Here is a 24989-nt window from a genome sequence, read left to right on the forward strand (position 1 = left end):
GCTGGCGCTTAGCGGATCGGCGGGGCGTACTGGATACCGCCCTTGCTCCATAGGTTGTTGAGGCCGCGGGCGATGCCGAGCTTGGAGCCGGAACCGACATTGCGCTCGAAGGACTCGCCGTAATTGCCGACCGCCTTCACGACCCGCACCATCCAGTCCTTGGTCAGGCCAAGTTGCTCGCCCAGATTGCCGTCAGTGCCGACGGCGCGCTTGACCTCAGGCTTGTCGGACTTGGCCATCTCGTCCACATTCTTCTGCGTCAAGCCGAGCTCTTCGGCGCCGACCATCGCATAAAGCGTCCATTTCACGATATCGAACCACTGATCGTCGCCATGGCGCACCATCGGCCCGAGCGGTTCTTTTGAGATCACCTCGGGCAGTACGACGTGCTCGGCCGGGTTGGCGACCTTCAGGCGTTCGGCATAGAGCTGGGAGACGTCGGAGGTGAACACGTCGCAGCGGCCGGACTCATAGGCCTTGATAGTTTCGTCGGCGGTCGCGAACGCGATCACCTCGTACTTCATGTTGTTGCCCTTGAAGTAGTCGGCGAGGTTCTGCTCGGTCGTGGTGCCGGTCTGCACGCAAACCGACGCACTGTTGAGCTCCAGCGCCGAATTCACCTTCAGCGACTTCTTCACCAGGAAGCCTTGGCCGTCATAATAGGTAACACCGGTGAAGTTGGCGCCCAGCGAAGTATCGCGCGACAGCGTCCAGGTGGTGTTGCGGGACAGCACGTCGATCTCGCCCGACTGCAGCGCGGTGAAACGGTCCTTGGCCGAGAGCGGGACGAACTTGATCTTGGTCGCGTCGTTGAAAATGGCAGCCGCTATCGCCCGGCAGATGTCGACGTCGAGCCCGGTCCAGTTACCCTTGTCGTCCGGCGTCGAGAAGCCCGGCAGGCCCTGGCTGACCCCACAGGACAGCATGCCCCGGTCCTTGACCGTCTTGAGGGTTTGCGCCGAGGCGGCCTGGGCCGAGAGGCCGGCGGCTAGGGCAAGGGTAACAACCAGAGATACGCGTTTCATGGGTTAGGCCTTTCAAGGGGACGTCCGGAGATCGTTTTAGGCAACGCCTGACGTTGTGGGGCCAACCCGCTGATCCCTCGCTGAAAAGCGTCGTCCCGACCGTGCATTTAGCGTGCCAGTCCGGTCAGGCGGTGGATCTGATATCGCGGCAGGCCCCTCAACTTGCAGCGACTGTTCGTTGGCGCGCATCTCAGAACGACTGGCGTGCCGGGTCAAGGGGTTGACTGCCCTCTTCTGTGTCTTGTTATTAACGCACCCGGCCTCGACCCGCCGCTCGCCGGTGTTTTCGCGATCAAGTTGTGGCTGCGGCATAACGTCTTGGATAATGCAAACGCATGAGCTTTTCGCACGACGGTCCGTCCAACCCGCAAAAACCCGAAACCAGACTGGTCACCGCCGGCCGCGACACCAAAGGACAAAGGGGTTTCGTCAATCCAGCGGTATACCGCGGATCGACCGTGCTCTACCCGACCGCCGAGGACCTGCACGCCCACCGCGCCGAATTCTCCTACGGACGTCACGGCACCCCGACCACACTGGCGCTGCAGGACGTGCTGATGTCACTGGAAGGCCCGCAGTGCGCGGGCGTAGGCCTCGCGCCATCAGGACTTGCCGCAATCACCACCGCACTCCTGTCGGTCTTGAAGGCCGGCGATCATCTGCTGGTGACCGATAATGTCTACCGGCCGTCGCGCAACTTCTGCAACGGCATGCTGGCCCGTTACGGCGTCGAGGTCGGCTATTTCGATCCGCTGGTCGGCGCCGGGATCGAGAAACTGTTCAAACCGAACACCAGGGCGGTGCTGGTCGAGGCGCCCGGCTCGCAGTCGTTTGAAATGAGCGACATTCCCGCCATCGCCGAAGTCGCGCATGCCAAGGGCGCACTCGTCATCGACGACAACACCTGGGCGACGCCACTGTTTCACCGCTCGCTCGACCAGGGCGTCGACATCAGCATGCAGGCCGCCACCAAATATATCGGCGGCCATTCCGACATCATGTTCGGCACGATTTCGGCGAATGCAAAAGCCTGGCCGCTGCTCACCGAGGGTATCCGCCTGCTCGGCGTCTGCGCCGGACCGGACGACGTATTCCTGGCGCTGCGCGGCACCCGCACGCTTTCGGTGCGGCTCGCGCAACATTACCGCTCGGGCCTGGAAATGGCGCGCTGGCTCGCCGGCCGCCCCGAGGTCCTGCAGGTCTTGCATCCGGCGCTCGAAAGCCATCCCGGCCACGCGATCTGGAAGCGCGACTTCACCGGCGCCTCCGGCCTGTTCAGCATCGTGCTGAAGCCGGTACCGCAGAAGGCGGTCGATGCCCTGCTCGACGCCGTCAGGCTGTTCGGCATGGGCTATTCGTGGGGCGGCTTCGAAAGCCTCATCATCCCGTTCGACTGCGATCCCTACCGCACGGCGACCAAATGGTCCCCCGGCGGGCCGACGTTGCGGCTCCACATCGGCCTGGAGAATGTCGACGACCTCAAGGCCGATCTCGATCGCGGTTTTGCGGCATTGAAGGCGGCCACCTAGGGCGTGAAGCCATAAGCTCGAGCGTACAAGGCTTCAGCCACAAGGGCGCCCGGTCGCGCCCTCGCCTGCAGGCGGGACACCGCCTCGGCCAGCGGAACGTCGGCCTGTGAGCCGTCGCGCTCGCGCAGGCTCACCCGGCCGTCCCTCATCTCGCGCCCGCCGACGATAGCCATCACCGGCACTGCCATTTCATGGGCCGCCACGATGCGCCGCGAAAGGGTATCGGCGCCGTCACAGGCAACGGCCCGGATTCCGGCATCCTCGAACGCCGCCAGAACGTCCGCGCCGTATCCGGCCTGGTCTTTCGAGATCGGCGCGACCGCGACCTGGTCTGGCGACAGCCAGAAGGGAAGCACGCCGCCGTGGTGCTCGAGCAGGATCGCGATCATGCGGCCGAGCGATCCGAAGATGGCGTGGTGGATCATCAGGGGGCTCGCGCGGCTGCCGTCGGGGGCGACGTAGGACGCCTCGAGCCGCTGCGGCAGCACGCCGTCGACCTGCACGGTGCCGCACTGCCAGGATCGTCCCAGCCGGTCGCGCAGCGCGAATTCCAGCTTCGGTCCGTAGAACGCACCTTCGCCGGGGTTGATCTGAGGCACGAGGCCGCAGCGCCGCGCGGCATCGCCGAGCTTCGCTTCCGACCAGTCCCAGGTCGCATCGTCGCCGGCACGCACCGCCGGCCGCGTCGCCAGCGCCACCTCGTAGTCGGGAAAACCGAGTTCCCGGTAGACCTCGCCCAGCAGGGCGATGAAGCACGCGACTTCGCCCTCCACGTCCTGCTCGCGGCAGAACACATGCCCGTCGTCCTGCTCGAAGGCGCGCGTCCGCATGATGCCGTGGAGCGAACCGGACGGCTCATTGCGGTGGCAGGCGCCGAACTCGGCATAGCGGATCGGAAGCTCCCGCCACGAGCGCAGCCCCTTGTTGAAGATCTGCACGTGGCACGGGCACGACATTGGTTTCAGCGCCATCGCCTGCTCGCCGTCGTCGACCCGGAACATGTGCTCGCCGAACTTGTCCCAGTGCCCGCTGCGGCCCCAGAACTCCTTTGGCAGAAGCTGCGGTGTCCGGACCTCGGCATAGCCGGCCTGGCGCATCTTGCGCCGGACATAATCCTCCAGCACCCGGTAGACCGCGTAGCCGCGCGGATGCCAGAACACCATGCCCGGCGCATCTTCCTGAAGGTGCCAGAGTTTGAGCTTCACGCCGAGATTTCTATGGTCGAGATCGTCCATGGCTGTATTCCCTGTGATCGGAAAAAGCGCGGACGGGGACCATCAAAAACCAGAAAAGGCCCCGTCCGTCGCCGGCGGGGCCTTTTCTGGGTGAAGTACGCTTGTCTCTAGCGCGCGCAACCAGCAGGCGATCCGCCGTAAGCGGTCGCGGTGGTGGTCAATGCGGCTGACTGAAGCTTCTTCATGCGCTGTATATGGCGGTAAAACGCTCAGGCGTCAACGCCAGCCGCCTAGCGTTCGTCAAGCTCGCATCCATTCGCACCTGGCTGTGTGCTAATGAGTCCACGGGCCTAGGCCGGCGCTTCACGCCGCCCGATTTCGCAACCCGGCCGTATCAGCCATCTCAGCCGCGAGCAACACGGCCGCGCGGCTGGCGCCAACCGAGGCGACGCCTTGGCCGGCGATGTCATAGGCCGTGCCATGCGCCGGCGTGCAGATCGGAAACGGGAAGCCGCCGAGAATTGTCACTCCGCGATCGAAGCCCATCAGCTTCATCGCGATCTGGCCCTGGTCGTGGTACATCGTCAGCACCGCATCGAAGGCCCCGTTCTTGGCGCGCAGGAAAACCGTATCGGCCGGAAACGGCCCTTCCGCCGCTATTCCTTCGGCCCGGCCGGCCATGACAGCAGGTTCGATCACATCGATCTCCTCGCGGCCGAAATTGCCGCCGTCACCGGCATGCGGGTTGAGACCAGCCACCGCGATACGGGGCTCGGCAAAGCCGGCCTGTCGCATGCAGGCATCGGTCAGTTTCAGCGCGCGATGAATACGTTCGACGGAGAGGCGCGAGGCCACATCCTTGAGCGCGATGTGCGAGGTGACGCGGGCATTCCAGAGCCTGTCGAGCACGTTGAATTCGCTGGCTGGCGTTTTCAGGCCGGCGACCTCGGCGGAGAACGCGATCTCGTCGTCATACTCCGCGCGCGCGAGCCGCATCGCTTTCTTGTTGAACGGCGTGAAGCAGACGGCGTCGGCCTGCCCGTCACGCGCCAGCGTGAGCGCGCGACGATAATTCTCCAGCGCGAACGCGCCACCGGCCTGGCTCGCGACACCACGCTCGACGGTCGCGGGATCGAGATGGCCAAGGTCCATAAAAGCGGCGTCACTGCCGATTGTTCGCGGGTCCGCGGATGGAGCTACATTTGGCAGGTCCGTCCTGACGCCGGCCACGCGCGCGCCTTCGTCGAAAACGCGGCGATCTCCGATCACGATCAGGCGTGCGCGGGAGAGGATTTCATCGAGGCAGGCGAGTTTTGCGGTCAACTCCGGGCTGATACCGGCGGGATCTCCCATCGCCAGCGCGATCACTGGCTTGCCGGGGCTATGCAGCTTCATATGGTCCTCACCTTTTCATCAGCGGCTTCGTCCGGCTTTCGCAGCAGACGCACGATCTGCAGGGCGAGCGGAAGCAGCAGCAACGCCATCCCGGCCAGAACGAGGGTCGTCACCAGCCGGTTTGCAAAGAATATCCCGAGCGATCCCTTCGACATCAGCATGGCCTGCCGGAACGCGTCCTCAGCCTTGTCGCCGATCACGATCGCAAGCACCAACGGCGCCAACGGATAGTGCAGCTTCTTGAAGAGATAGCCGACGACACCGAAGCCAAGCATCAGGACGACGTCGAGATAGGAGTTCGAGACCGAATAGGCGCCTACCACGCAAATGATGACGATCAGGGGAGCGATGACGGCGAAGGGAATGCGCATCAGGGCGGCGAACACGGGAACGGTGAGCAGCACGAGCGCAACCGCAACGATGTTGCCGACATACATTGAGGCGATCAGCCCCCAGACGAAATCCTTTTGATCGACGAACAGCATCGGTCCGGGATTCAATCCCCAGATCATCAGCCCGCCCATCATGACAGCGGCCGTAGCCGAGCCGGGAATGCCGAGCGAAAGCATCGGCAATAGCGCGCTGGTGCCGGCGGCATGGTCGGCGGTCTCCGGCGCGACGATGCCCTCGGCCTCGCCGGTGCCGAAACGAGCGCCATTGCGCGAGAAGCGCTTGGCGATACCATAGCTCATGAAGGAAGCCGCGGTCGGACCGCCCGGCGTAATGCCCATCCAGCAGCCAATGGCGGCGCTGCGCAGCAACGCAATGCCGTGCTGCGGCAGACGGCCGAGCGCCCGGAAGACTTCCTTCCAATCCACCCTCGACGATACCGCGCGGGCCTGAAACTCCTCCTCCACCGCAATCAGCAACTCGCCGATACCAAACAGCCCCATCACGGCAACGACGAAGCTGACGCCCTTCACCAGCTCGTCGATACCCATGGTGAGCCGCACGCTGCCCGAGACCGTATCGATACCGATCGCGGCGATGGCAAAGCCGATCGCGAGCGCCACCACCGTCTTGATCGGCGCCGCACCGCCCATGCCGACGAAACTGGCGAAGGCGAGGAAATAGACCGCGAAGTATTCGGGCGGTCCGAAGGCGAGCGCCACCTGCGCCACCCACGACGCCAGAAACGTAATCAGGACCACGCCGACAAGCGCGCCGAACGCCGCCGAGCCGAAAGCGGTGGCCAGCGCCGTCGTCGGCCTGCCGTCGCGCGCCATCGGATAGCCGTCGAAGGTGGTGGCGACCGACGAAGGTTCGCCCGGGATGTTGAACAGGATCGACGTCACCGAGCCGCCGAACAGCGCGCCCCAATACATGCTCGAAAGCAGGATGATCGCCGACACCGGCTGCATGCCGAAGGTCAGCGGCAGCAATAGCGACACTCCGTTTGGCGCACCAAGACCGGGCAGAACGCCGACGAGAATGCCGAGCAGAACGCCGATCACCATCAGCGTCAGGTGCGGAACGGTGACCGCGATGGTGAAACCGTGCAGCAGCGATTGAAGGTTTTCCATCGCCCCGCCCTTCAGAAACCGAACGCTGTGGCGAGCGCGCCGTGCGGCAGCGACACCTGGAACATGCGCTCGAACACGACGTAAAGCGCAAGCGGCGTTGCCGCGGCGATGACAAGCGCGCGCAAGACCGATTGCCGTTTCGGCCACGTCAGCACCGCAAAAACGTAGCCCGCCGAGGCGAGATACATTCCAACCATTGGAATGACGGCGACGAAAATCGCGGCTGGAACGAACAAGCCCGCGAGGCGGCGCAACTCGGATGGCGTGATGGCTGTCCTGACCACTGCGAGGGTGCCGCGCCCCATGGCGCCCTGCCCCATGTTGTAAAGGCTGCCGAGCACGATGATGATTCCGGTTAGGAACGGAAACGTACCGGCGTCGACGCCGGCGCTCGACCAGCCGATGCCGTTGTCGATGCTGGAAACAACGACAACGACGCCAAAGATTCCGGTCAGCGCCGCGGCGGCTATCTCGAGCGCGCGTCGTGATATCATCGGTCCGGCCCTACTTCACCAGCCAGCCCTGTTCGCCCGCGACCTGCTTTACATGTTCGAGGTCCTGCTTGATGAAATTGTCGAGCGCAGCGCCGGTCAGGAAGGTATCAACCTGCGAGGTCCTTTCGATGTATTCCTTCCACTCGGGCGTCGCCTGCACCTTCTTCAATAGGTCGACGTAGAACGCCGCCTGCTCCGGGCTGACCTTGCCGGGCAGCCACACCGTGCGCGGCTGCTCATATTGCGAAATCGCAAGCCCCTGCTCGACGCAGGTCGGCACGTCGCTCCAGCCTTCTGACGTCGTGACCTTCGGTCCCTGCGGCAACCGCTTCGGGCTGAACGCGCAGAGCGGGCGCTGGGTGCTACCGCGCCATTGCCCAAGGCTCTCGGAGGGATTGTTGACGTGGGCATCGATATGGCCGCCGGCCAGTTGCACGGCAGCCTCGGCGCCGCTCTTGAAGGGGATGTAGGTGAATTTGACGCGGGCCGCCTTCTCGATCATCCGCGTCAGCACCTCGTCGGTGTCCTTGGACTGCGCGCCGCCCATCTTGAACTCGGTCGCGGCCGCCGCCTTGAGAAAGTCGCCCGCCGTCTTGTAGGGCGCGTCCTGTTTCACCCACAGCAGGAACTCGTCCTGCGCCATCGCGGCAATCGGGGTGAGATCGGTGTAGTTGAAGGCAACCTTGGAGACGAGCGGTTGCTGCCACGCGTTCGAGGTACCGAAGATCACCTTGTAGGGATCGCCGGCGGACGCCTTGCCGTAGACATAGCCTTCCGCCCCGCTGCCGCCGCCCTTGTTGACGACCACGACCGGCTGGTCGGTCAGTTTGTATTTGGTGACGATGCTCTGGACGGCGCGCGCAAGATTGTCAGTGCCGCCGCCCGGCCCCGCGGTAGCGACGAACTCGATCGGCTTCTGCGGCTGCCAGGCCGCGATGGCCGGAAGCGCGCCCGCGAGCATGAAAGCCGTCGTGGACAGCAGCAGTTTTGACGTGATCTTCATGGTTTCCTCCGGGTAGGCGTTTCTTGTTGTCGTTCGTATTCTCGTCTTCTCGTCAGGCGACCTGCTCCTTGCGGCCGGCCGAGGCGGCAACGATCGCCCCCTCCCGCTCGAACGCATCGATCTGCGCCGGATCAAAACCATGTTCGCGCAGCACCTCGCGCGTATGCTCGCCATAAACAGGCGCGCCCGAACGCACCTTCCCGGGCGTCGCCGAGAATTTGACCGGCAGCCCGATCGTCTTCACCGGTCCGAGGGTCGAATGTTCGACCTCAACCACCATCTCGCGCGCGAGCGTCTGCGGATCGCTCAACGCTTCCAGCATGTCGTGCACGGGGCCGCAGGGCACGCCTTTCTCGTCAAGTGCCGCCAGCCAATGCGCCCGCGTCTGTTTGCGGAAACGCCCGCTCAATTCGGCTTCGAGCTCCTTCAGATTCGCCATGCGGTCGGAGCCGTTGACGAAGCGCGGGTCGGAAGCCAGTTCCAGCGCGCCAAGCGCTTCCAGCATCAATAGCCAGTGCTTCTTGTTGGCGCCGCCTACCACGAGCCAGCCATCGGATGCCTCGAACGCCTGATACGGTGCGTTGAGCGGATGGGCCGAGCCCATGGCGCGCGGCGCCACGTTGCTGGCGAGCGCAATCGTCGACTGCCAATAGGTCTGAACCAGCGCCGCCTCGTAGAGCGAGGTCTCCACCCACTGCCCTTCACCGGTCTTGAGCCGATGCGAATAGGCGGCCAGGATCCCCATGCTGGCGAGGAGTCCGGCCGTGATATCGGACAGCGGCGGGCCGCATTTGACCGGCGGACCATCCAGCCGTTCGCCCGTGAAACTCATGATGCCGCTCATCGCCTGGGCGACCAGATCGAAGCCCCGGCGATGCTTGTACGGGCCGGTTCGGCCAAAACCAGAGAGCGAGCAATAGATCAGCGCCGGAAAATCCCGATGCAGTTCCTCATAGCCGAAGCCTAACCGCTCCATCGCGCCCGGCGCGAAATTCTCGACCAGCACGTCGGCGTCAGCGATCAGCCGCCGCAGCACTTCCTTGCCGCCTGCGGTCTTCAGGTCGAGCACGATACCGCGCTTGTTGCGGTTCATCATCAGGAAGGAGGCTGCCTCGTCGCCGATCTTCGGTGGCACCGAGTGCCGCGTGTCGTCGCCATTTGGCCATTTCTCGATCTTGATGACATCGGCGCCCATGTCGGCGAGCATCAGCGTGCAGGTCGGTCCCGCCATCACATGGGTGAGATCGATGACCTTGAGGCCGGCAAGCGGCCCCGAACGCGGCGTCGTGTCGTTTTGAAGGGACATTAAGGGCTCCTATTGGCCGCGCCATTGCGGCGCGCGCTTGGTGAGAAACGCGTCGAGCCCTTCGCGGAAATCCTGGCTGGTGTAGCACATCAGGATGAGGTCCTCGCCCTCCTCGTGCGTCAGCCGTTTCTGCAGCCGGGCGACTGCCTGCTTGGTCGCGCTCAGCGTCAGCGGCGCGTTGCGGGCAACGAGCCTTGCGATCTCGTCGGCGCGCCTGTCGAGCGCGGCCAGATCATCGACGACCTCGTTGAGCAGGCCCACCGAGGCCGCCTCCTCGGCTTCGACAAGCCGTGCCGTGAAGATCAGATCCTTGACGCGCGCCGGGCCGATCAACGCGGTGATGCGGCCGACATTCGACATCGACAGGCAGTTGCCGAGCGTGCGCGCGATCGGAAACCCCATCCGCGTGCTTCTGGTGCCGATGCGGAGGTCACAGCAGGCCGCGATTCCCGCGCCGCCGCCGGTGCAGGCGCCGTTGATGGCGGCAATCGTCGGCACCCGGCAGGTTTCGAGGATGCCGAGCACGCGGTCGATGCGGTTCTCGTAGTCGAGCCCGTCCTGCGGCGCCTTGAAGGCCCGGAACTGGTTGATGTCGGTGCCCGCGGCAAACGCTTTGTCGCCGGCACCCCGCAGCAGCAGCACCTTGATCCCATGGTCGCGGTTGGCGCGCTCGCAAATCGCAGCCAACCGCTCGTACATCGCGAAGGTGAAGGCGTTGCGCGCCTGCGGTCTGTTGAAGGTTATCCGGCCGATACCGTCATCGAGGGCAAACAGGAGGTCATCCTCCCCTACAGTCACGTCGTGATCCATGCTGCCGGCCCTTTCTTAATCGACCTTAATCAATTCTGAATGCAAAAATATGGTTTATCAAGCTGGAACTATCATAATTCCGGTGATATAGCCTCTTTTGCATGCAAATTGGATCTTACGGGATGCTTCATGAGGAAGTCGTAGGCCGCGTCCGCGCCATGTTGCTCGATGGCGAGATCCCGCCGGGCGCGCGGATTCCCGAGCGCGACCTCTGTGAAAAGCTGCAGATCTCGCGCACACCGCTGCGCGAAGCCCTCAAGGTGCTCGCCGCCGAGGGCCTGGTTCAGTTGCTGCCGAACCGCGGCTCGCGCGCGGCCAGGTTAACCGACAAGGACATGCGCGACCTGTTCGAGGTGTGCCAGGGGCTCGAAGCCCTGGCTGGCGAGCTCGCCTGCGAGCGCATCACCGATGCCGATATCGCCGAGGTCGCCGCCGTCCACGCCACGATGGTGCGGCACTACGGCGATCGCGACCTTCTCCAATACTACCGCTGCAACCGCACCATCCACGAGGCGATCATCGCCGCGGCCGGCAACCCGGTGCTGTCAGGCCTATATGAATCCGTCACGGCCCGCATTCGGCGTGCGCGCTACGTCACGCCGATGACACCGCGCCGCTGGGCGCTGGCGGTGCAGGAGCACGAAGCGATCCTCAATGCACTGCAACGCCGCGACGGCGTGGGGTTGTCGCATATCCTGCGCGCGCATCTGCGCCACAAGCGCGAGGAGGTCTTGCAGGCTGGCTTCGCGGAGACCGAGCCGCAAGATCAGGCTCGCGCATCATAGCAGCGTCTAGCCTGACGCTGATTCTCATCCGAAGCGCCCGTCCATCTCTACCCGCATTCGGCCGTCGCTACGCCCACGCCGAGACGACCCCGGGGTTTTGCGGAGCGGTTTTCCCAAAACGATAACCACCCGTTCACCATGACGGCGAATCCCGCCGTGCGATCGACCAAATAATTCAACCCTCAAGTTCCCTTATACCTTTGATGCCTAGTCATACCTCCGGGGATGGCCGCCATCTGCCGTGTAGTTGGGACGTCCCTGCGTAAGAGTAGCAAAGCGTATGAACATCGCACGTGTCGTCGTTCTGACCATCGCATTGAGTGCCGGCGGTGTTGCCGCCTATCTCGCCCGTGGCACGGAAGAAACATCTCGACCAGTAGCCGAACCTGTCGCACCGTTGCCGACGGTGGAAATTCTGGTCGCGAAGTCCGACATCGGGCTCGGCCAGCAGGTCAAGCCCGAGGACCTGCAATGGCAGGCCTGGCCTGCCGCGGCCGCCGGCAGCAATCTGATCAACCGAGCCAGCAAGGCCGAAGCCATCAAGGAAATCGCAGGCTCGATCGCGCGCAGCCCATTCTTCGCGGGCGAGCCGATCCGCGAGCAGAAGTTGGTCAAAGCCAACGGCTCCGGCTTCATGGCCGCCATCCTGCCGACCGGCATGCGGGCGATCTCGACCGAGATCTCGCCGGAAACCGGTGCCGGCGGCTTCATCCTGCCCAACGACCGTGTCGACGTCATCCTCTCCAAGCGTGAAAAGAATCCGGACAGCAAGGGACCCGACGTCGCCCAATCGGAAATCATTCTCTCCAACATCCGCGTGCTGGCGATCGATCAGGCGCCAAAGGAAAAAGAGGGCAGCAACTCCCTCGTCGGCCGCACCGCCACACTCGAACTGAAGCCCGAGCAGGCCGAGACTCTGGCGCGCGCGCGCCAGAGCGGCACGCTGTCGCTCGCGCTGCGCAGTATCACCGATGTCAACGCGGCCGAAGGCCGTTCCGAGGCTCAAAAACGAAACGAGAGCGTCAACGTGGTTCGCTACGGAGTCGCCAATCAAACGACGGCACAGAAGTGACCGAAAGGACGCCCGATATGAAGTTTGGGGAAAATCAGTCAGCGATGCGAACCGTGGCGGTGCGCACCCTGTTATTGTCGGCTGTCGCCGCGCTGACGCTCGGGCCGCTGCTGCCCGTGGTCGCAGCCGAGTCTGAGAAGGATCCGGTCACGACCTCCGCAATCGGCCCGGTCAAGATGCGCTTCCTCTCGCTCGGCATCGGCAAGTCGGTGGTCGTCGACCTGCCACGCGACGTAAAAGACGTGCTGGTGGCCGATCCGAAGATCGCCAATGCCGTCATTCGCTCCCCGCAACGCGCCTACATCATCGGCGGCGCCGTCGGCCAGACCAACGTGGTGTTTTTCGACGGCGATGGCCAGCAGATCGCGTCCTACGACATCGCAATTAAACGCGATCTCAACGGCGTGCGCGCCGCGCTGCGGCAGTCGTTGCCGGGGATTCAGATCGAGGGCGTCGGCGACAGCGTACTGCTGACTGGCTCGGTATCGAGCCCGGTCGAAGCCCAACAGGCCGGCGAGATCGCTGCACGGCTGGTCGGCGGATCCGAGAAGGTCGTCAACTCGATCGTCGTTCGCGGCCGCGACCAGGTGATGTTGAAGGTCACTGTCGCGGAAGTGCGGCGCGATATCATCAAACAGATGGGCATCGATCTCAGCGCCAGCATGAATGTTGGCAACACGTCGGTGCTCTTCAACAATAACAATCCCTTCACGGCAAACAACCAGCCCCTCGTCCCTGGCAATAGCCTTATCGGGCAATTTGGCTCGGCGCCGTCGGTCAGGGCGACGCTTCGCGCGATGGAAAGCGCCGGTGTCGTGCGGACGCTCGCCGAACCCAATCTCACAGCGATCTCCGGCGAATCCGCAACGTTTATCTCGGGCGGCGAATTTCCCATTCCGACCGGCGTGACCTGCCAAACGACCACGGGCGGCACCATCGGACAATGCGTCCAGACCGTCAGCTTCAAGAAATTCGGCATCTCGCTCAACTTCACGCCGGTAGTCCTGAGTGAGGGGCGGATCAGCCTGCGGGTGATGACGGAAGTGTCGGAAGTCTCGACCGAAAACTCCCTGACGGGCGGTGCCGGTGGAACGACCATTCCCTCGATCAAGACCCGGCGTGCAGAGACCACGCTGGAAGTACCGTCCGGCGGCTCGGTGGCGATGGCCGGCCTGATACAGGAGCAGACCAAGCAGGCCATCAACGGCCTGCCCGGGCTTGATCAATTGCCGGTTCTGGGCGCGCTGTTCCGCAGCCAGGACTTCGTCAACAACCAGACCGAACTGATGGTTCTCGTGACGCCGTATGTTGTGCGCGCGGTCGCGCAGAAAGAGCTGTCGCGGCCCGATGACGGCTTCGCGCCGGCTGCCGATTCCCAGTCCACGCTGCTCGGACGCATCAACCGCATCTACGGCCTCGCCGCCCGCGTCGATCCGGTCGCCGGCGTCCAGGGCAACTTTGGCTTCATCATTGATTGAGTTTCAGAACTGTTCACCGCGTGGGGACGAGGACAGAACGATGATAACCAGAACACCGTTCCATCGCGTCAAGGCCGGGGGGCTGCTCGGCGCCCTTCTCGGCCTTTCGGCGACACTCGGCGCTTGCACGTGGCAGTCCACGGAAATCGTGACAACCGCAAGCGTATCTGACGATTACCGCCACCGTCATCCGATTGCCGTAACCGAAGCCGACCGCTCGATCGTCGTGTTCGTCGGCCGAGGCCGCGGCGGCCTCTCGGGGCCGCAGCGCGCCGACGTCATGGGCCTGGCGCAGGCCTGGATGCGCGAAGGCACCGGCGCAATCATCGCCGATGTCCCGATCGACACGGCGAACGCGCGCGCGGCCGCGTCGTCGTATCAGGAAATCCGATCGGTGCTGTTGGCGGGCGGCGTGCCCTCGCGCGCCATCACACGGCGTCACTACCACCCCGACGATATCAGGGCCTTGCCGACGATCAGGCTGAGCTATCCGAAGATCAAGGCGGTGGCCGGTCCGTGCGGGCTGTGGCCGCAAGACCTCGGGCCGAACATCGACAATGTCGCCTATAACGAAAACCGCTCCTACCACAATTTCGGCTGCGCCACCCAGCGCAACCTCGCGGCGATGGTCGACAATCCGGCGGACCTCGAGCAGCCGCGTCCAGAGACCGCCGCCTACACGCCGCGGCGCGATATCGCCTTTGACAAATATCGCAAGGGTGCATCGACCGCGACCAGCTATCCCGAAGCCGACAAGGCCAAACTCAGCGATACAGGCAAATGATCAGCCGCGTCTTTCAAAACTCCGACGAGCAACTGGACGACACGCCGGCGCAGCCCGAGGAATACATCTCGCCGGCGCCGCGCGTATCGGTACAGGCCTTTTGCGCCAGTGTGGCGATCGCAACCGCGGTGCGCGCGGCGAGCGAAGACCGCCGTCTCGGCAAGGCGCACCTCTCGGTTCACATGGGCGGCATTGCCGCCGCCATCGAGGCTTACCACACGGCGCCGACGCCGAACGTGATCTTGCTGGAGACCGAACCCGGCAGCGATATCCTCGAAGGGCTCGATGAACTCGCGACCGTCTGCGACGCGGGAACGCGCGTCGTCGTGATCGGCAGCGCCAGCGATGTCACGCCCTATCGCGAACTGGTGCGGCGCGGCGTCAGCGACTACGTTACCGGACCGATCGAACCCATCGATGTCGTGCGCGCAATATGCGGCCTGTACGCGGCCTCCGAGGCCGTGGCCGTCGGCCGCATCGTCGCCGTCGTCGGCGCCAAGGGCGGCGTCGGTGCATCCACCGTCGCGCATAACGTGGCCTGGACGATTGCGCGCGATCTCGCGCTCGATTCCGTCGTGATCGATCTCGACCTTGCCTTCGGCACCGCCGGCCTCGATTACAATCAGGATCCGGTTCAGGGCATTGCCAATGCCGTCTTCCAGCAGGAACGGCCGGACTCCGCCTTCATGGAGCGTCTGCTGGCGAAATGCACCGACCGCCTCAACCTGTTGGCGGCGCCGGCCACCCTGGACCAGGTCTACGATTTCGGCGCCGACGCGTTCGATGCGATCTTCGATACGATGCGCATGACGACCCCCTGCATCGTGCTCGACGTTCCCCATCAATGGTCGGCATGGACCAAGCGCACGCTGGTCGGCGCAGACGACATTCTGATCGTCGCCGAGCCTGACCTCGCCAATATGCGCAACACCAAGAACATGCTGAACGTGCTGAAGGCGGCGCGGCCCAATGACCGCCCGCCGCTCTATTGCCTGAACCAGGTTGGCATGCACAAGCGTCCGGAGATATCCACGCGCGAATTCGCCAAGGCAATCGAGAGCCAGCCGATTGCGGCCATTCCGTTCGATTCGAAGATGTTCGGCACCGCCGCCAACAACGGCCAGATGATCGCGCAGATCGCCGCCAAGCATCGCACCACCCAGGTGTTCCTGCAGATCGCGCAGCGCATGACGGGCCATGCCGTGACCAAGCGGTCGCGGATTTCGTTCCTGGCGCCGATCATCAAGAAGCTGCAGGGCGCGACGGCCCGCAGGGCGTGAGCGAAGGATGACGGCGCAGCGGCGTCGGACGGCGGCGCTGATCGCGTTTTCGGGCGAAAGCCTGCCCCGGACTTGATCCGGGAGCCTGCCCCGGACTTGATCCGGGGTGAATTCAGGCTCTGCTGGCTCTGAATCGATCAGAACCGAAAAGGCTCCAGCCTAGTCGAGGCGTCGGGCTGCGGCGATCGGCATCTTGTCGGCCTCGGCCCGCGCGTTCTCCTTGTCCTTTCGCGCCAGCATCCGCTTCAATTGCGCGACTTTGGCTGCCGCCTCGGCGGGCGGCAGGTCGGCCTTCACAATCTTTTCTGCCTCGGCAAAATGCCCCTGCAGGCCGACCGCCAGTGCAAGATTGGCGCGCACCCGCGGATCGGTCCCGGCCAGGCTGTGGGCGCGGCGCAGCGTCTCCTCGGCCCTGGGCAGATCCTTCGAAAGCACGTAGGACAGTCCGAGATTGGACAGCACCGACGGATGGTCGGGCACGATTTTCAGCGCGCTCGCATAGTATTGCCGCGCCTCCTCGTATCGGCCGAGTTGATCCAGTGTTGCTCCCTGCGCCGACAGCAGCCGCCAATCGGGATCGTCGGGGCTGTGGGCGCGGCCGAGCACGTCGAAGGCCTGCTGGAAATTGCCGTTATCCGCCAGCGCGCGGCCATAGGTTGCGAGCAGCGGCTTATTGCCCGGATGGGCGATGGAGGCCTGTTCGAGCACCGCAACCGCCTGCGACCGCTGCCCTGTCGCCCGAAGCGCCTTACCGTATTTCAGGGCCGCGTCGGCATCCTTCGGATTGGCGCGATAGCGTTCCTGGTAAAGCTGGATATCGCGGCGCGGATCGGCGGCGTGGTCGGTGTCGGCCTTCTCGCCGATCGAACCGGTAATGTCTGACAGTCCCGAGGTCTGGCAGCCGCCAATCCCCAACGCCAGGATCAGGGTCGATGCGCACGCAAGGAGCCGCGTGACGCGGAGCGGATGAGGCAACTTCTGGAACATGTAGCGGGACTCACGGCGGCGACTGTCCAGAAGTGTTCACAGCTTAACCCTAAGTTCCGGTTAAGCTGGCCCGCTTTTGCGGTAATTGGCGACCTTTGCGGGCGCCTCGCGCCGTGCATGCGCTTGCCGGCCCGTTCCGGGCCGACCGCACCAGCGGGGCGACCGAGCGGCCTAGTCGAGGAATTGCGCGCCGAGTTCGCAACCGATCCGCCAAGCCAGCTTGCACTGACGCGGCCTTCCCTCCGAAAAGATCACCGTGAATTCGGGAGGAATTTCGGGATATTCGGCGATGATCTTCACGCCGCCATCCGACATGTCTGTAATCATGCAGTCGCGCGGCAATCCGCCGGTCGCAAACTGTATTTTCGCAAAGTTTCTGCACGCACGTCGTTCGCTTCTGCGGCGATTCGCTAACATGTCTACCCTGGCCTTGCTGGAGTGATTCACCCGGAGGTGCCCTCAGCTTTACCGAAGAATTGTTGGAATTGACCTAGCGCGACGGCTCGCAATGTAACTGATACGTTTGAATTCCGTTTACCGAATCCGGAGCCGAAGACCTTCGAACACCGGCAAGCCACGATCGAGCAGCGCCCGTGCACGGCAATTTTCGGCAAATTAAAGGGTTGATCGCCCCTCGTCAGGCGATAGCCTGACCCCTCGACTCGATTTGGCGGAAACTGACGCGCATGGGAAGCCTCGTCCTTCTCGACCTGATGGGCGGCGTAGCATTGCTGCTGTGGGGCTTGCACATGGTCCACAGCGGGATCCTGCGCGCGTTCGGGCCGAACTTGCGTCTGTTATTGGCAAAGGCCCTGAGCAACCGCTTCTCCGCCCTCGCCGCCGGCCTCGGCTTGACCGCGCTGCTCCAGAGCAGCACCGCGACGGCGCTGATCACGAGTTCGTTTACGTCGGACGGGCTCGTCAGCCTGGTGCCTGCGCTCGCCATCATGCTCGGTGCCAATGTCGGCACCACGCTGATCGTGCAGATCCTGTCGTTCAACATCGCCGCCGTCGCGCCGGTGCTGTTCATCATTGGTCTGGTCGCCTTCCGCACCGGGCCGCGCTCGCGCATCAAGGACATCGGCCGCGTCTTTATCGGGCTCGGCCTGATGCTGCTGGCGCTGCACATCCTGCTCAACACGCTGGCGCCGGCGGAGAACGCGCCGGGCGTACGCGTATTCATGAACGCCATCACCGGCGATCCCGTGCTCTGCATCCTGTTCGCTGCGATCGTGACCTGGCTCGTGCATTCCTCTGTTGCCAGCGTGCTGCTGGTGATGTCGCTGGCCTATGCGCATTTCATCACCCCCTTTGCGGCGCTGGCGCTCGTACTCGGCGCCAATCTCGGCAGCGCCATCAATCCGATCGTCGAGGGCGCGCGCCGCGACAATCCCGCCAGCTATCGCCTTCCGCTCGGCAATCTCGTCAACCGGCTTGTCGGCGTGCTGCTGGTGGGGCCGTTCCTGCAGCCGATCGCGGAGCTTCTGATCGCGTGGCAACCGGATGTAGCCAAGGCAACCGCCCTGTTCCACATCGCCTTCAACGTTGCGACCGCAGCTCTCTTCATTGGCCTGCTCGACGGCATGGCGCGGCTGTTGAAGAGGTTGCTGCCCGAGCGCGTCAAGGAAGCCGACCCGACAGGTCCGCGCTATCTCGACGAGAGCGCACTCGAGACCCCTTCCCTCGCGCTGGCGGATGCCGCCCGCGAAACCCTGCATATGGGCGATCACGTCGAGATCATGCTGCGCAAGGTGATGGCGGCGATGATGACCAACGACCGCGCGCTGGTCGACGAGGTCTCGCGGATGGACAACATCGTCGACAGCCTCGACGAGGCGATCAAGCTCTATGTCACGAAGCTCACCCGCGGCAGTCTCGACGAGCGCGAGGGACACCGGGCGATGGAGATCGTCTCCTTCGCCATCAACCTCGAACATATCGGCGACATCATCGACAAGAATTTGAGCGAACTGGCCACCAAGAAGATCAAGCGCCGCTTCCAGTTCTCGGCCGAGGGCGCGGAGGAGCTTTCCGCCTTCCACAAGCGCACGATGGATTCTCTGCGGATCGCGTTCGGGGTCTTCATGTCGGGTGACCTCAACGAAGCGCGAAAACTGCTGGCCGAAAAGGCCGCGCTGCGCAATGCCGAGCTCGCCGCCACCGAGCGGCACCTCGACCGCTTGCGTGAAGGCCGGCCCGAAACCATCGAGACCACGTCGCTTCATCTCGACGTGTTGCGCGACCTCCGGCGCATCCACTCGCACATCTGCTCGGTCGCCTACCCCGTGCTCGATGCCGCCGGCGAACTCGCCGCCCATCGCAGTGCCGAAAGCGAATTGCTCGCGCTGCCCACGGCGGCACCGAGCCGCTGACGGTCAGCGATCGAGCGTCTTCGAGGCGGTGGCACGGTTCTTCACGATCAGCATGATGTTTCTGATATAGATGATCGTGGCCAGCGACTGGCCGATGATGATCACGGGCTCGCGCTTGGCGATGCCGTAGATCAGCGTCATCATGCCGCCTCCCATCGAGAAGAACCAGAACGCCATCGGCACCACGCTCTGTCCGGCCCGCTCGCTCGATATCCACTGCACCAGGAACCGCGCGGTGAACAGCAATTGCGCGATCAGCCCGAACGCCAGCCAGAAATCGAACTTGGCGACGAACACGTCGTAGAGATAGTCGCCGAGCGCCTGGCCGTATTGAATCAGCATCAGCGAACCTCGATCGCAACGGGCGTCGACTTCTTGCGCCGGATCAGCCACCACACGCCGGCGAGATCCATGATCCCGATCCATAACCGGTCAAAGAAGCCGTAATTGGACACGCCGGATTGGCGCGGGCGGTCGATCACGTCGACGTAAGCGATGTCGAAACCTTCGCGGCGCACCAGCGCCGGCAGGAACCGATGCAGCCCGTCGAAATAGGGCATCGAGAGGAACACCTCGCGCGGGAACGCCTTCAGCCCGCAACCGGTGTCGCGGGTACCGTCGCGCAGGATGGCATTGCGCACGCCGTTGGCGATCCGCGACTGCAGTTTCTTGAAGCCGGTATCCTTGCGCCCGACCCGTTGGCCTGCCACAAGACCGACGCGGCCGTCGCCTTTTTCAACTGCCGCGATCAGGTCCGGCAGGAACGCCGGATTGTTTTGCCCGTCGCCGTCGAGCGTCGCCACGATGGCGCCGCGCGCGGCCCGTACGCCGCTGCGCACCGCTGCCGATTGCCCGGTCGAGGCGGCGTGCTTCAGTTGCCGAAGCTGCGGATATTGCTTCATCATCGCCGCCAGCCGCTCGGCGGTCGCATCCGTCGAACCGTCGTTGACATAGATGATCTCGTAGGCCCAGCGGCTGCCGAGCGCGCTGACGATTTCCGCAATCAGCGGCGCGACGTTGTCCGCCTCGTTGCGGACCGGCACAACGATTGAAACGGCGACCGCATCTCTGTCGGCAGGTGTCAAATCGGTACTCGTCTGGTTGGTTTGGAAGGACCCGGAACCGGGGCGTATCGGGCCGTCTGGCGGCGTCCGCTTTTATGGGGCGAAAGAGCCCCGGGCAACCCTTTTGAGGCGCCCGGACGAGGGCCCGGCAAGGGACACGATGCTGCCGTCGCGCTGGATCGCAAATCCGAGCCGGCGGGCCGCAAACCAGTATCGTACGAACATCGCACCGACGATGCCGACCAGGGCCCCGGCAACCACGTCACTGGGATGATGGGCGACCAGCACCAGACGGGTCGCCGCAATGATCAGGGCATAGACGGCCATCGCAAAGCGAGCCTTCGGCCAGATGACCGACACGGCGAACGCGAGCGCAAAGGCGGTCGTGGCGTGGCCGGAAGGAAAGCTGAAATAAGCGGGGTTGCCCGCGAAGTGCGAGAAGTGGAAAGCGTTGGCCTCGCCACCGACAAATGGCCGGCCGCGGCCGATGCTGTATTTCAGCACCTCGGTGACCAGACTGGATACAGCGACGGCGCAGAAGATGAACTGCAGCCGTGTTCCGAGACCGAGCAGCAATGAGCGCCTGATGCCATCCAAGGCCGGTGCGGCGATCGCGACCGCGATCAGCAATCCTCCCAGCCCCGCCAACACATATTCGTCCTTGCCGAAATCGGTGAGAATGCGGACCCACCACAGCGAGGGCGTACCGCGCTTTGGCATCTGGGCGATTTCCCACGCGTCGATCGCATACATCAGCACCACGATCGCTGCACCGAGACCTGCCGAGATCCACAAGACATGACGAGCCGCGCGGCGAGCGGCTTCGGCTCGCCGCGAATGCGACGGCGACCGCACGAGCTGCGCCAATGACAGCCACGTCAGCGTGGAGAAACGCGCAAGATAGCTTTTGGAATCGTCGACAGCAGGGCTCGCAGCCATCTTACTCCGTGCCTTCCGAGCGGAAGATGGCGATCGAGATCGCCTTGCCCTGCGAAATGTTATAGCCCTCGATCCGCTTCGCTACATTGTAGCGCAGCCCGATCGCTTCGGCGCGCTGAACGAAGGCCCGCTCCGTGCGCGATTCAACCAGCGCGAACCGGCAACTGCCCTGCCCGAGGAAATCGGCCGCGCCGGATCCGTCGGTGAGCAGCGTGCCGGTACCGGTCATGAAGACAAGGCTCGGCTCGTGGAAGCCCGCGGCGGCCGCCTTTGGCCCGACGCAGACCACGTTGCGAAGCGCACGCGCGATCTCGGCGCTTGGAAACATGGCAGTCAGCGACGGCATGACAATGCCGTAGATTCCGACCGCCAGAAACATCGCCGCGACCACGGCATTCAGCAGCGAGCGCTCGGCGCGGCTGTCCTCGAACATCCACCACGCGATCAGGCCGAAAATCATCGCCGCCGCCAGGAAGGGCCAGGCCGGAAATACCGGGTAATGCGTCAGCTTGATGGCGCCGATGACGGCGATCACGGATGCCCCGGCCGGAATGACAAACCACCAGGCTGCACCGCGCATCAGCCAGGAGCGTGATAGCACGCGGCGCTCCAGCGCGCCGGCGGTGAGGATCGCAATCGCCGGGTAGAGCGGCAGCACGTAATGCGGCAGCTTGGTCAGCACCAGTTCGAACACGATCCATGACGGAACCAGCCACGCCAGAAGATATTGCGCGCCGGGCTCGCGCCGCGCGCGCCATACCGCCGGCGCCGCCATTCCCGCCAGCGCCGCGCCCGGCCAGAACGTGACCCAGAACAGCACCAGATAGAGGCCGGGCGGCGCGCCATGGGACTCCTGAGCGCCGAGCTTGCTCAGCATGTCGCCGCCGAGCGAATTGGAGAAGAATGCCTCGCCCGCGCGCCAGAAGATCGCAACGAACCAGGGTAGTACCAGCACCAGCGTCCACATCAGCCCCCAAACCGGGCGCAGCCGCCAAAGCCATGCCGCCGAGCGGTCGAGGATCGCGAGCGCCAGGATGGTCAGCCCGACGAACATCAGGATCAGCGGTCCCTTGAGCAGGATGCCGCCGGCCAGCGCCGTCCAGAAGATCGCCGGCGGGGCCCAGGGCGGACGCGCCGGATCCTCGCCACGCTGCCAGGACAGATACACCCGCGCCATTGCCCCCATCGCGGCGACAACGGTCAAGAGCAGCATCGCATCGGTTTTGGCTAGCCTCGCTTCGGCGCCGAGCAGGACGGAACTGCACATCATCAGTGCTGCCAGCGCGGCCCCGCGCCGCGTGACAAAGGCGAGCGCCGCCCAGTAGGTCAGGAGAACCGCGCCGATGGCTCCCATCAGGGAGGGAATCCGGTAAAGCCAGATGCGCAACTGCGCGCGCGGCAGACCGAGCGACGAGGCGGTTTCGACCACGGCGGCCTGCAGCCAGTAGATTCCGACCGGCTTCTTGTAGCGGACGTCGTCCTGGAAGCGGATGTCGACGAAATCGCCGCTTTCGACCATCTGCTTGGTCGCCTGCGCAAAGCGCGCCTCGTCGCGGTCAATTGCCGGAATGTTGAAGAATCCGGGCAGGAAAAGCACGATACCGCAGAGCACCAGAAACACGATCGCGCGAAAATGGTTCGCGGTGGCATAGTCGAACACAACGGCCAACCTGCGGCCGGAATGCGCAGGTTTTACAGGCTGTTGGCCCGCTCCAAAGCGTGGGGGGTGCAAGGTTTCCACCATGCTGTTCGCATACGATGAAACCGCAGTGCAAACAACACCGCAAAACCCCTAAGTCGTGGTCAACAGAGCGTTTTTCCTTACTGTACCCGGATGACCACGGTATCGGCCGTCCCCGTCGCATCGATCACGGTCAGCCGGGCAAAGCCCGGTCCGGGCGGATCGACCAGGCGCTGGCGACGGCTGTCAATCTCGCCGACTGAAGTGCCGTTCACCATGATGGTCAGCGGCAGCACGCCGCCGGCAACCTTGACCGGCATCGCGGCGGCCTGCCCGTCGCTTGAACGGTCGACGTCGATGCGCGACCCGTTCAGGGGAAACTGGATGCGCGGCGCAGAATCGCTGCCGGTCCGGATCAGTTCGCCGACCGGACGGAACCGCCGCAGCGGCAATGGCAGTTTGGCGTTGCTGGCGATCAGCGCACCTTTCGGCGGCTTCGGCAGCGCCGCAGGGATTTTCCCGGTGCGCGCAAAGGCGTCGAACAGGATCGGCGCGGCGGCGGTGCGGCCGACCAGGCCCGGCACCGGCGCGCCGTCGGGACGCCCGACCCACACGCCGATCGTGATGCGGCCATCGAAACCAACCGACCACGCGTCGCGATAGCCGTAGCTGGTGCCGGTCTTGAACGCAATTTTGTTGTGCACGCCGTTTTCCGGCGGCGGCGTGCCAAGCAATACGTTACCGACCTGCCAGGCGGCGGCGTGGTCCATTAGCCGGAGCGGCTCACGCTCGTCCTTGGTGAGCACGATCTCGCGCAACGGCCGCGCCGCACCCAGCCGCGCCAGCCCGGCATAGAGCTGCGCCAGGTCCTGCAAAGTAACGCCGACGCCGCCAAGGCCCATCGCCAGACCCGGCGCTTCGTCCTTCGGCAGCACGAGATTGCCGCCGGCCTGCTTCAGCCGCGACGACAGCCGGCTGGAGCCGACGCGGTCGAGCAGCGCGATCGCCGGCACGTTCAGCGAGAGTTGCAACGCCTTACGCACCGGCACGGTACCCTGGAACATCATGTCGAAATTTTCCGGCGCATAGGAGCCGAAGCGGATCGGGCGGTCGTCGATCAGGCTCTCGGGGTGCACGAAGCCATCCTCGAACGCGAGCCCGTAGATGAACGGCTTTAGCGTCGACCCGGGCGAGCGCACCGCGCGGGTCATGTCGACCTGCCCAGCGCGGCGCTCGTCGAAATAATCCGCCGAGCCCACGCGCGCCAGCACGTCGCCTGTTTCGTTGTCGACCGCGATGATGGCGACTGAAATATTCGGTCCCTGCGCCACGGCACGGTCGTGCGCCAAGGCTTCCAGCGTCTTCTGCAAGCCGGAATCCAGCGTGAGCTTGATCAGCGGCGTATCTTTCACCGTCGCCATCGCGGAATCGGAGGAATGCGGCGCCAGGATCGGCATCGGCTTGCGCAGCCGCGGCACCGCCACCGCCTTGGCCTGCGCCGCGTCCTCTTGCGACACCACGCCATCCTCGACCATCCGTGCCAGCACACGGTCCCGCGCGGCGTGGGCGGCTTCCGGATGACGGTCGAGCCGGCGGCGTTCCGGCGATTGCGGCAGCGCGACCAGCAATGCGGCTTCAGCGAGCGAAAGCCGCTTCGGCTCCTTGCCGAAATAGGCAATGGATGCGGCGCGGATGCCTTCGAGATTGCCGCCGAACGGCGCCAGCGCCAGATAGAGATCGAGGATCTCGTCCTTGCTCAGTTGCCGCTCGAGCTGGACCGCGCGCACCATCTGGCGCAGCTTTGCGTAGACCGAGCGCTCGCGCCGCGGCTCCATCAGCCGCGCCAGTTGCATCGTAATCGTCGAGCCGCCGGAGACGATGTGGCCGCGGCTCGCCAGTTGCAGCGCCGCCCGTCCCAGCGCCAGCGGATCGACGCCGCCATGCGACCAGAACCGGCGGTCCTCGTAAGCAAGTAGCACCTTGAGATACCCGGGATCGACCGCGGTCTTTGCCTCCACCGGCAACCGCCACCGTCCGTCGGCCATCGCATAGGCGCGCAGCAGCTTGCCGTTGCGATCGACGATGGTGGTGGAGACTTTGCGCGCCTCTTCCAGCGGCAATGGGCCCAGCGCGTAGACCCAACCCGCGAAGGCGGTCGTGATGACGACGAGGACAAAGGCCAGCGTTACGGCGATCCGGAAAAAGCGGCGAGGCCCAATACCACCGCCATGGCCGGGCTTGCCCGGGCATGACGATTGAGATTGTGGTGACACCGCGTCGCTCATCC

Annotated in this window: 22 protein-coding genes; 7 read left to right on the plus strand and 15 right to left on the minus strand. The window is 64.4% G+C overall.

The genetic code is table 11. The annotated features are described in order from the left end of the window. Positions 1-8: 8 nt before the first annotated feature. Entirely contained in the window at positions 9-1025 is a 1017-nt protein-coding gene (locus V1278_RS22725; protein WP_334382257.1) for an amino acid ABC transporter substrate-binding protein, read from the minus strand. Between the two features lie 335 nt (positions 1026-1360). On the opposite strand from V1278_RS22725, the gene metC reads away from it, so the two are divergent. Beyond that, on the plus strand, positions 1361-2554 hold the full coding sequence (metC, locus tag V1278_RS22730; RefSeq protein WP_334382258.1) for a cystathionine beta-lyase: 1194 nt from the start codon (positions 1361-1363) through the stop codon (positions 2552-2554). On the opposite strand, the gene thrS is transcribed toward metC, so the two are convergent. The 7 genes from thrS to V1278_RS22765 form a co-directional block, all read right to left on the minus strand. Further along, positions 2551-3789 (minus strand): threonine--tRNA ligase, encoded by a 1239-nt coding sequence (thrS, locus tag V1278_RS22735; RefSeq protein WP_334382259.1) that lies wholly within the window; start codon positions 3787-3789, stop codon positions 2551-2553. The two genes, metC and thrS, sit on opposite strands and share 4 nt — an antisense overlap. Positions 3790-4092: 303 nt before the next feature. After that, positions 4093-5124 (minus strand): 4-hydroxythreonine-4-phosphate dehydrogenase PdxA, encoded by a 1032-nt coding sequence (locus V1278_RS22740; protein ID WP_334382260.1) that lies wholly within the window; start codon positions 5122-5124, stop codon positions 4093-4095. Then, the gene (locus V1278_RS22745) at positions 5121-6647 is read right to left on the minus strand and encodes a tripartite tricarboxylate transporter permease (protein ID WP_334382261.1); all 1527 of its coding nucleotides are present in this window, start codon (positions 6645-6647) and stop codon (positions 5121-5123) included. The genes V1278_RS22740 and V1278_RS22745 overlap by 4 nt, the downstream gene beginning before the upstream one ends. Positions 6648-6658: 11 nt before the next feature. Beyond that, positions 6659-7141 (minus strand): tripartite tricarboxylate transporter TctB family protein, encoded by a 483-nt coding sequence (locus V1278_RS22750; RefSeq protein WP_334382262.1) that lies wholly within the window; start codon positions 7139-7141, stop codon positions 6659-6661. Positions 7142-7151: 10 nt separating this feature from the next. Beyond that, on the minus strand, positions 7152-8144 hold the full coding sequence (locus tag V1278_RS22755) for a Bug family tripartite tricarboxylate transporter substrate binding protein (RefSeq protein ID WP_334362469.1): 993 nt from the start codon (positions 8142-8144) through the stop codon (positions 7152-7154). A 52-nt stretch (positions 8145-8196) separates the two neighbouring features. Beyond that, a complete protein-coding gene (locus V1278_RS22760) occupies positions 8197-9450 on the minus strand; it encodes a CaiB/BaiF CoA transferase family protein (protein WP_334362468.1) in 1254 nt (417 codons plus the stop codon). A 9-nt stretch (positions 9451-9459) separates the two neighbouring features. Then, positions 9460-10260, minus strand: coding sequence for an enoyl-CoA hydratase/isomerase family protein (locus tag V1278_RS22765; protein WP_334382263.1), 801 nt, complete (start codon positions 10258-10260; stop codon positions 9460-9462). 158 nt (positions 10261-10418) lie between these two features. Between V1278_RS22765 and V1278_RS22770 the strand changes: the two genes are divergently transcribed. The 5 genes from V1278_RS22770 (at position 10419) to V1278_RS22790 (ending at position 15659) form a co-directional block, all read left to right on the plus strand. Beyond that, the gene (locus tag V1278_RS22770; RefSeq protein WP_334382264.1) at positions 10419-11045 is read left to right on the plus strand and encodes a GntR family transcriptional regulator; all 627 of its coding nucleotides are present in this window, start codon (positions 10419-10421) and stop codon (positions 11043-11045) included. A 280-nt stretch (positions 11046-11325) separates the two neighbouring features. Then, on the plus strand, positions 11326-12117 hold the full coding sequence (gene cpaB, locus V1278_RS22775) for a Flp pilus assembly protein CpaB (protein WP_334362465.1): 792 nt from the start codon (positions 11326-11328) through the stop codon (positions 12115-12117). 17 nt (positions 12118-12134) lie between these two features. After that, positions 12135-13595 carry a type II and III secretion system protein family protein gene (locus V1278_RS22780; RefSeq protein ID WP_334362464.1) on the plus strand — a complete coding sequence of 487 codons (1461 nt, stop codon included), beginning with the start codon at positions 12135-12137 and terminating at the stop codon, positions 13593-13595. 43 nt (positions 13596-13638) lie between these two features. Then, entirely contained in the window at positions 13639-14379 is a 741-nt protein-coding gene (locus tag V1278_RS22785) for a CpaD family pilus assembly protein (protein WP_442893831.1), read from the plus strand. Further along, a complete protein-coding gene (locus tag V1278_RS22790) occupies positions 14376-15659 on the plus strand; it encodes an AAA family ATPase (protein ID WP_334382266.1) in 1284 nt (427 codons plus the stop codon). Before V1278_RS22785 ends, V1278_RS22790 begins: the two co-directional genes overlap by 4 nt. Positions 15660-15818: 159 nt before the next feature. Here the strand turns inward: V1278_RS22790 and V1278_RS22795 are convergent, their stop codons facing one another. Beyond that, positions 15819-16646: a tetratricopeptide repeat protein gene (locus V1278_RS22795; RefSeq protein ID WP_334382267.1), complete on the minus strand. Its 828-nt coding sequence runs from the start codon at positions 16644-16646 to the stop codon at positions 15819-15821. A 171-nt stretch (positions 16647-16817) separates the two neighbouring features. Continuing rightward, complete coding sequence (locus tag V1278_RS22800) at positions 16818-17063, minus strand: PilZ domain-containing protein (protein ID WP_028346170.1); 246 nt, start codon at positions 17061-17063, stop codon at positions 16818-16820. A gap of 269 nt (positions 17064-17332) precedes the next feature. Between V1278_RS22800 and V1278_RS22805 the strand changes: the two genes are divergently transcribed. Then, a complete protein-coding gene (locus V1278_RS22805; RefSeq protein WP_334382268.1) occupies positions 17333-19018 on the plus strand; it encodes a Na/Pi cotransporter family protein in 1686 nt (561 codons plus the stop codon). A 3-nt stretch (positions 19019-19021) separates the two neighbouring features. Here V1278_RS22805 and V1278_RS22810 read toward each other — a convergent pair whose 3' ends face one another. The 5 genes from V1278_RS22810 to pbpC form a co-directional block, all read right to left on the minus strand. Then, complete coding sequence (locus tag V1278_RS22810) at positions 19022-19360, minus strand: lipid-A-disaccharide synthase N-terminal domain-containing protein (protein WP_213247201.1); 339 nt, start codon at positions 19358-19360, stop codon at positions 19022-19024. After that, positions 19360-20103, minus strand: a complete 744-nt coding sequence (locus V1278_RS22815) for a glycosyltransferase family 2 protein (protein ID WP_334382269.1) — start codon at positions 20101-20103, stop codon at positions 19360-19362. Before V1278_RS22815 ends, V1278_RS22810 begins: the two co-directional genes overlap by 1 nt. A 72-nt stretch (positions 20104-20175) precedes the next feature. Then, on the minus strand, positions 20176-21021 hold the full coding sequence (locus V1278_RS22820) for a phosphatase PAP2 family protein (protein ID WP_334382270.1): 846 nt from the start codon (positions 21019-21021) through the stop codon (positions 20176-20178). A 1-nt stretch (position 21022) separates the two neighbouring features. Continuing rightward, positions 21023-22765, minus strand: a complete 1743-nt coding sequence (locus tag V1278_RS22825; RefSeq protein ID WP_334382271.1) for an ArnT family glycosyltransferase — start codon at positions 22763-22765, stop codon at positions 21023-21025. Positions 22766-22842: 77 nt separating this feature from the next. Next, complete coding sequence (pbpC, locus tag V1278_RS22830; protein ID WP_334382272.1) at positions 22843-24987, minus strand: penicillin-binding protein 1C; 2145 nt, start codon at positions 24985-24987, stop codon at positions 22843-22845. Positions 24988-24989 lie beyond the last annotated feature (2 nt).

The sequence above is a fragment of the Bradyrhizobium sp. AZCC 1577 genome (assembly GCF_036924575.1).
Taxonomy (GTDB): domain Bacteria; phylum Pseudomonadota; class Alphaproteobacteria; order Rhizobiales; family Xanthobacteraceae; genus Bradyrhizobium.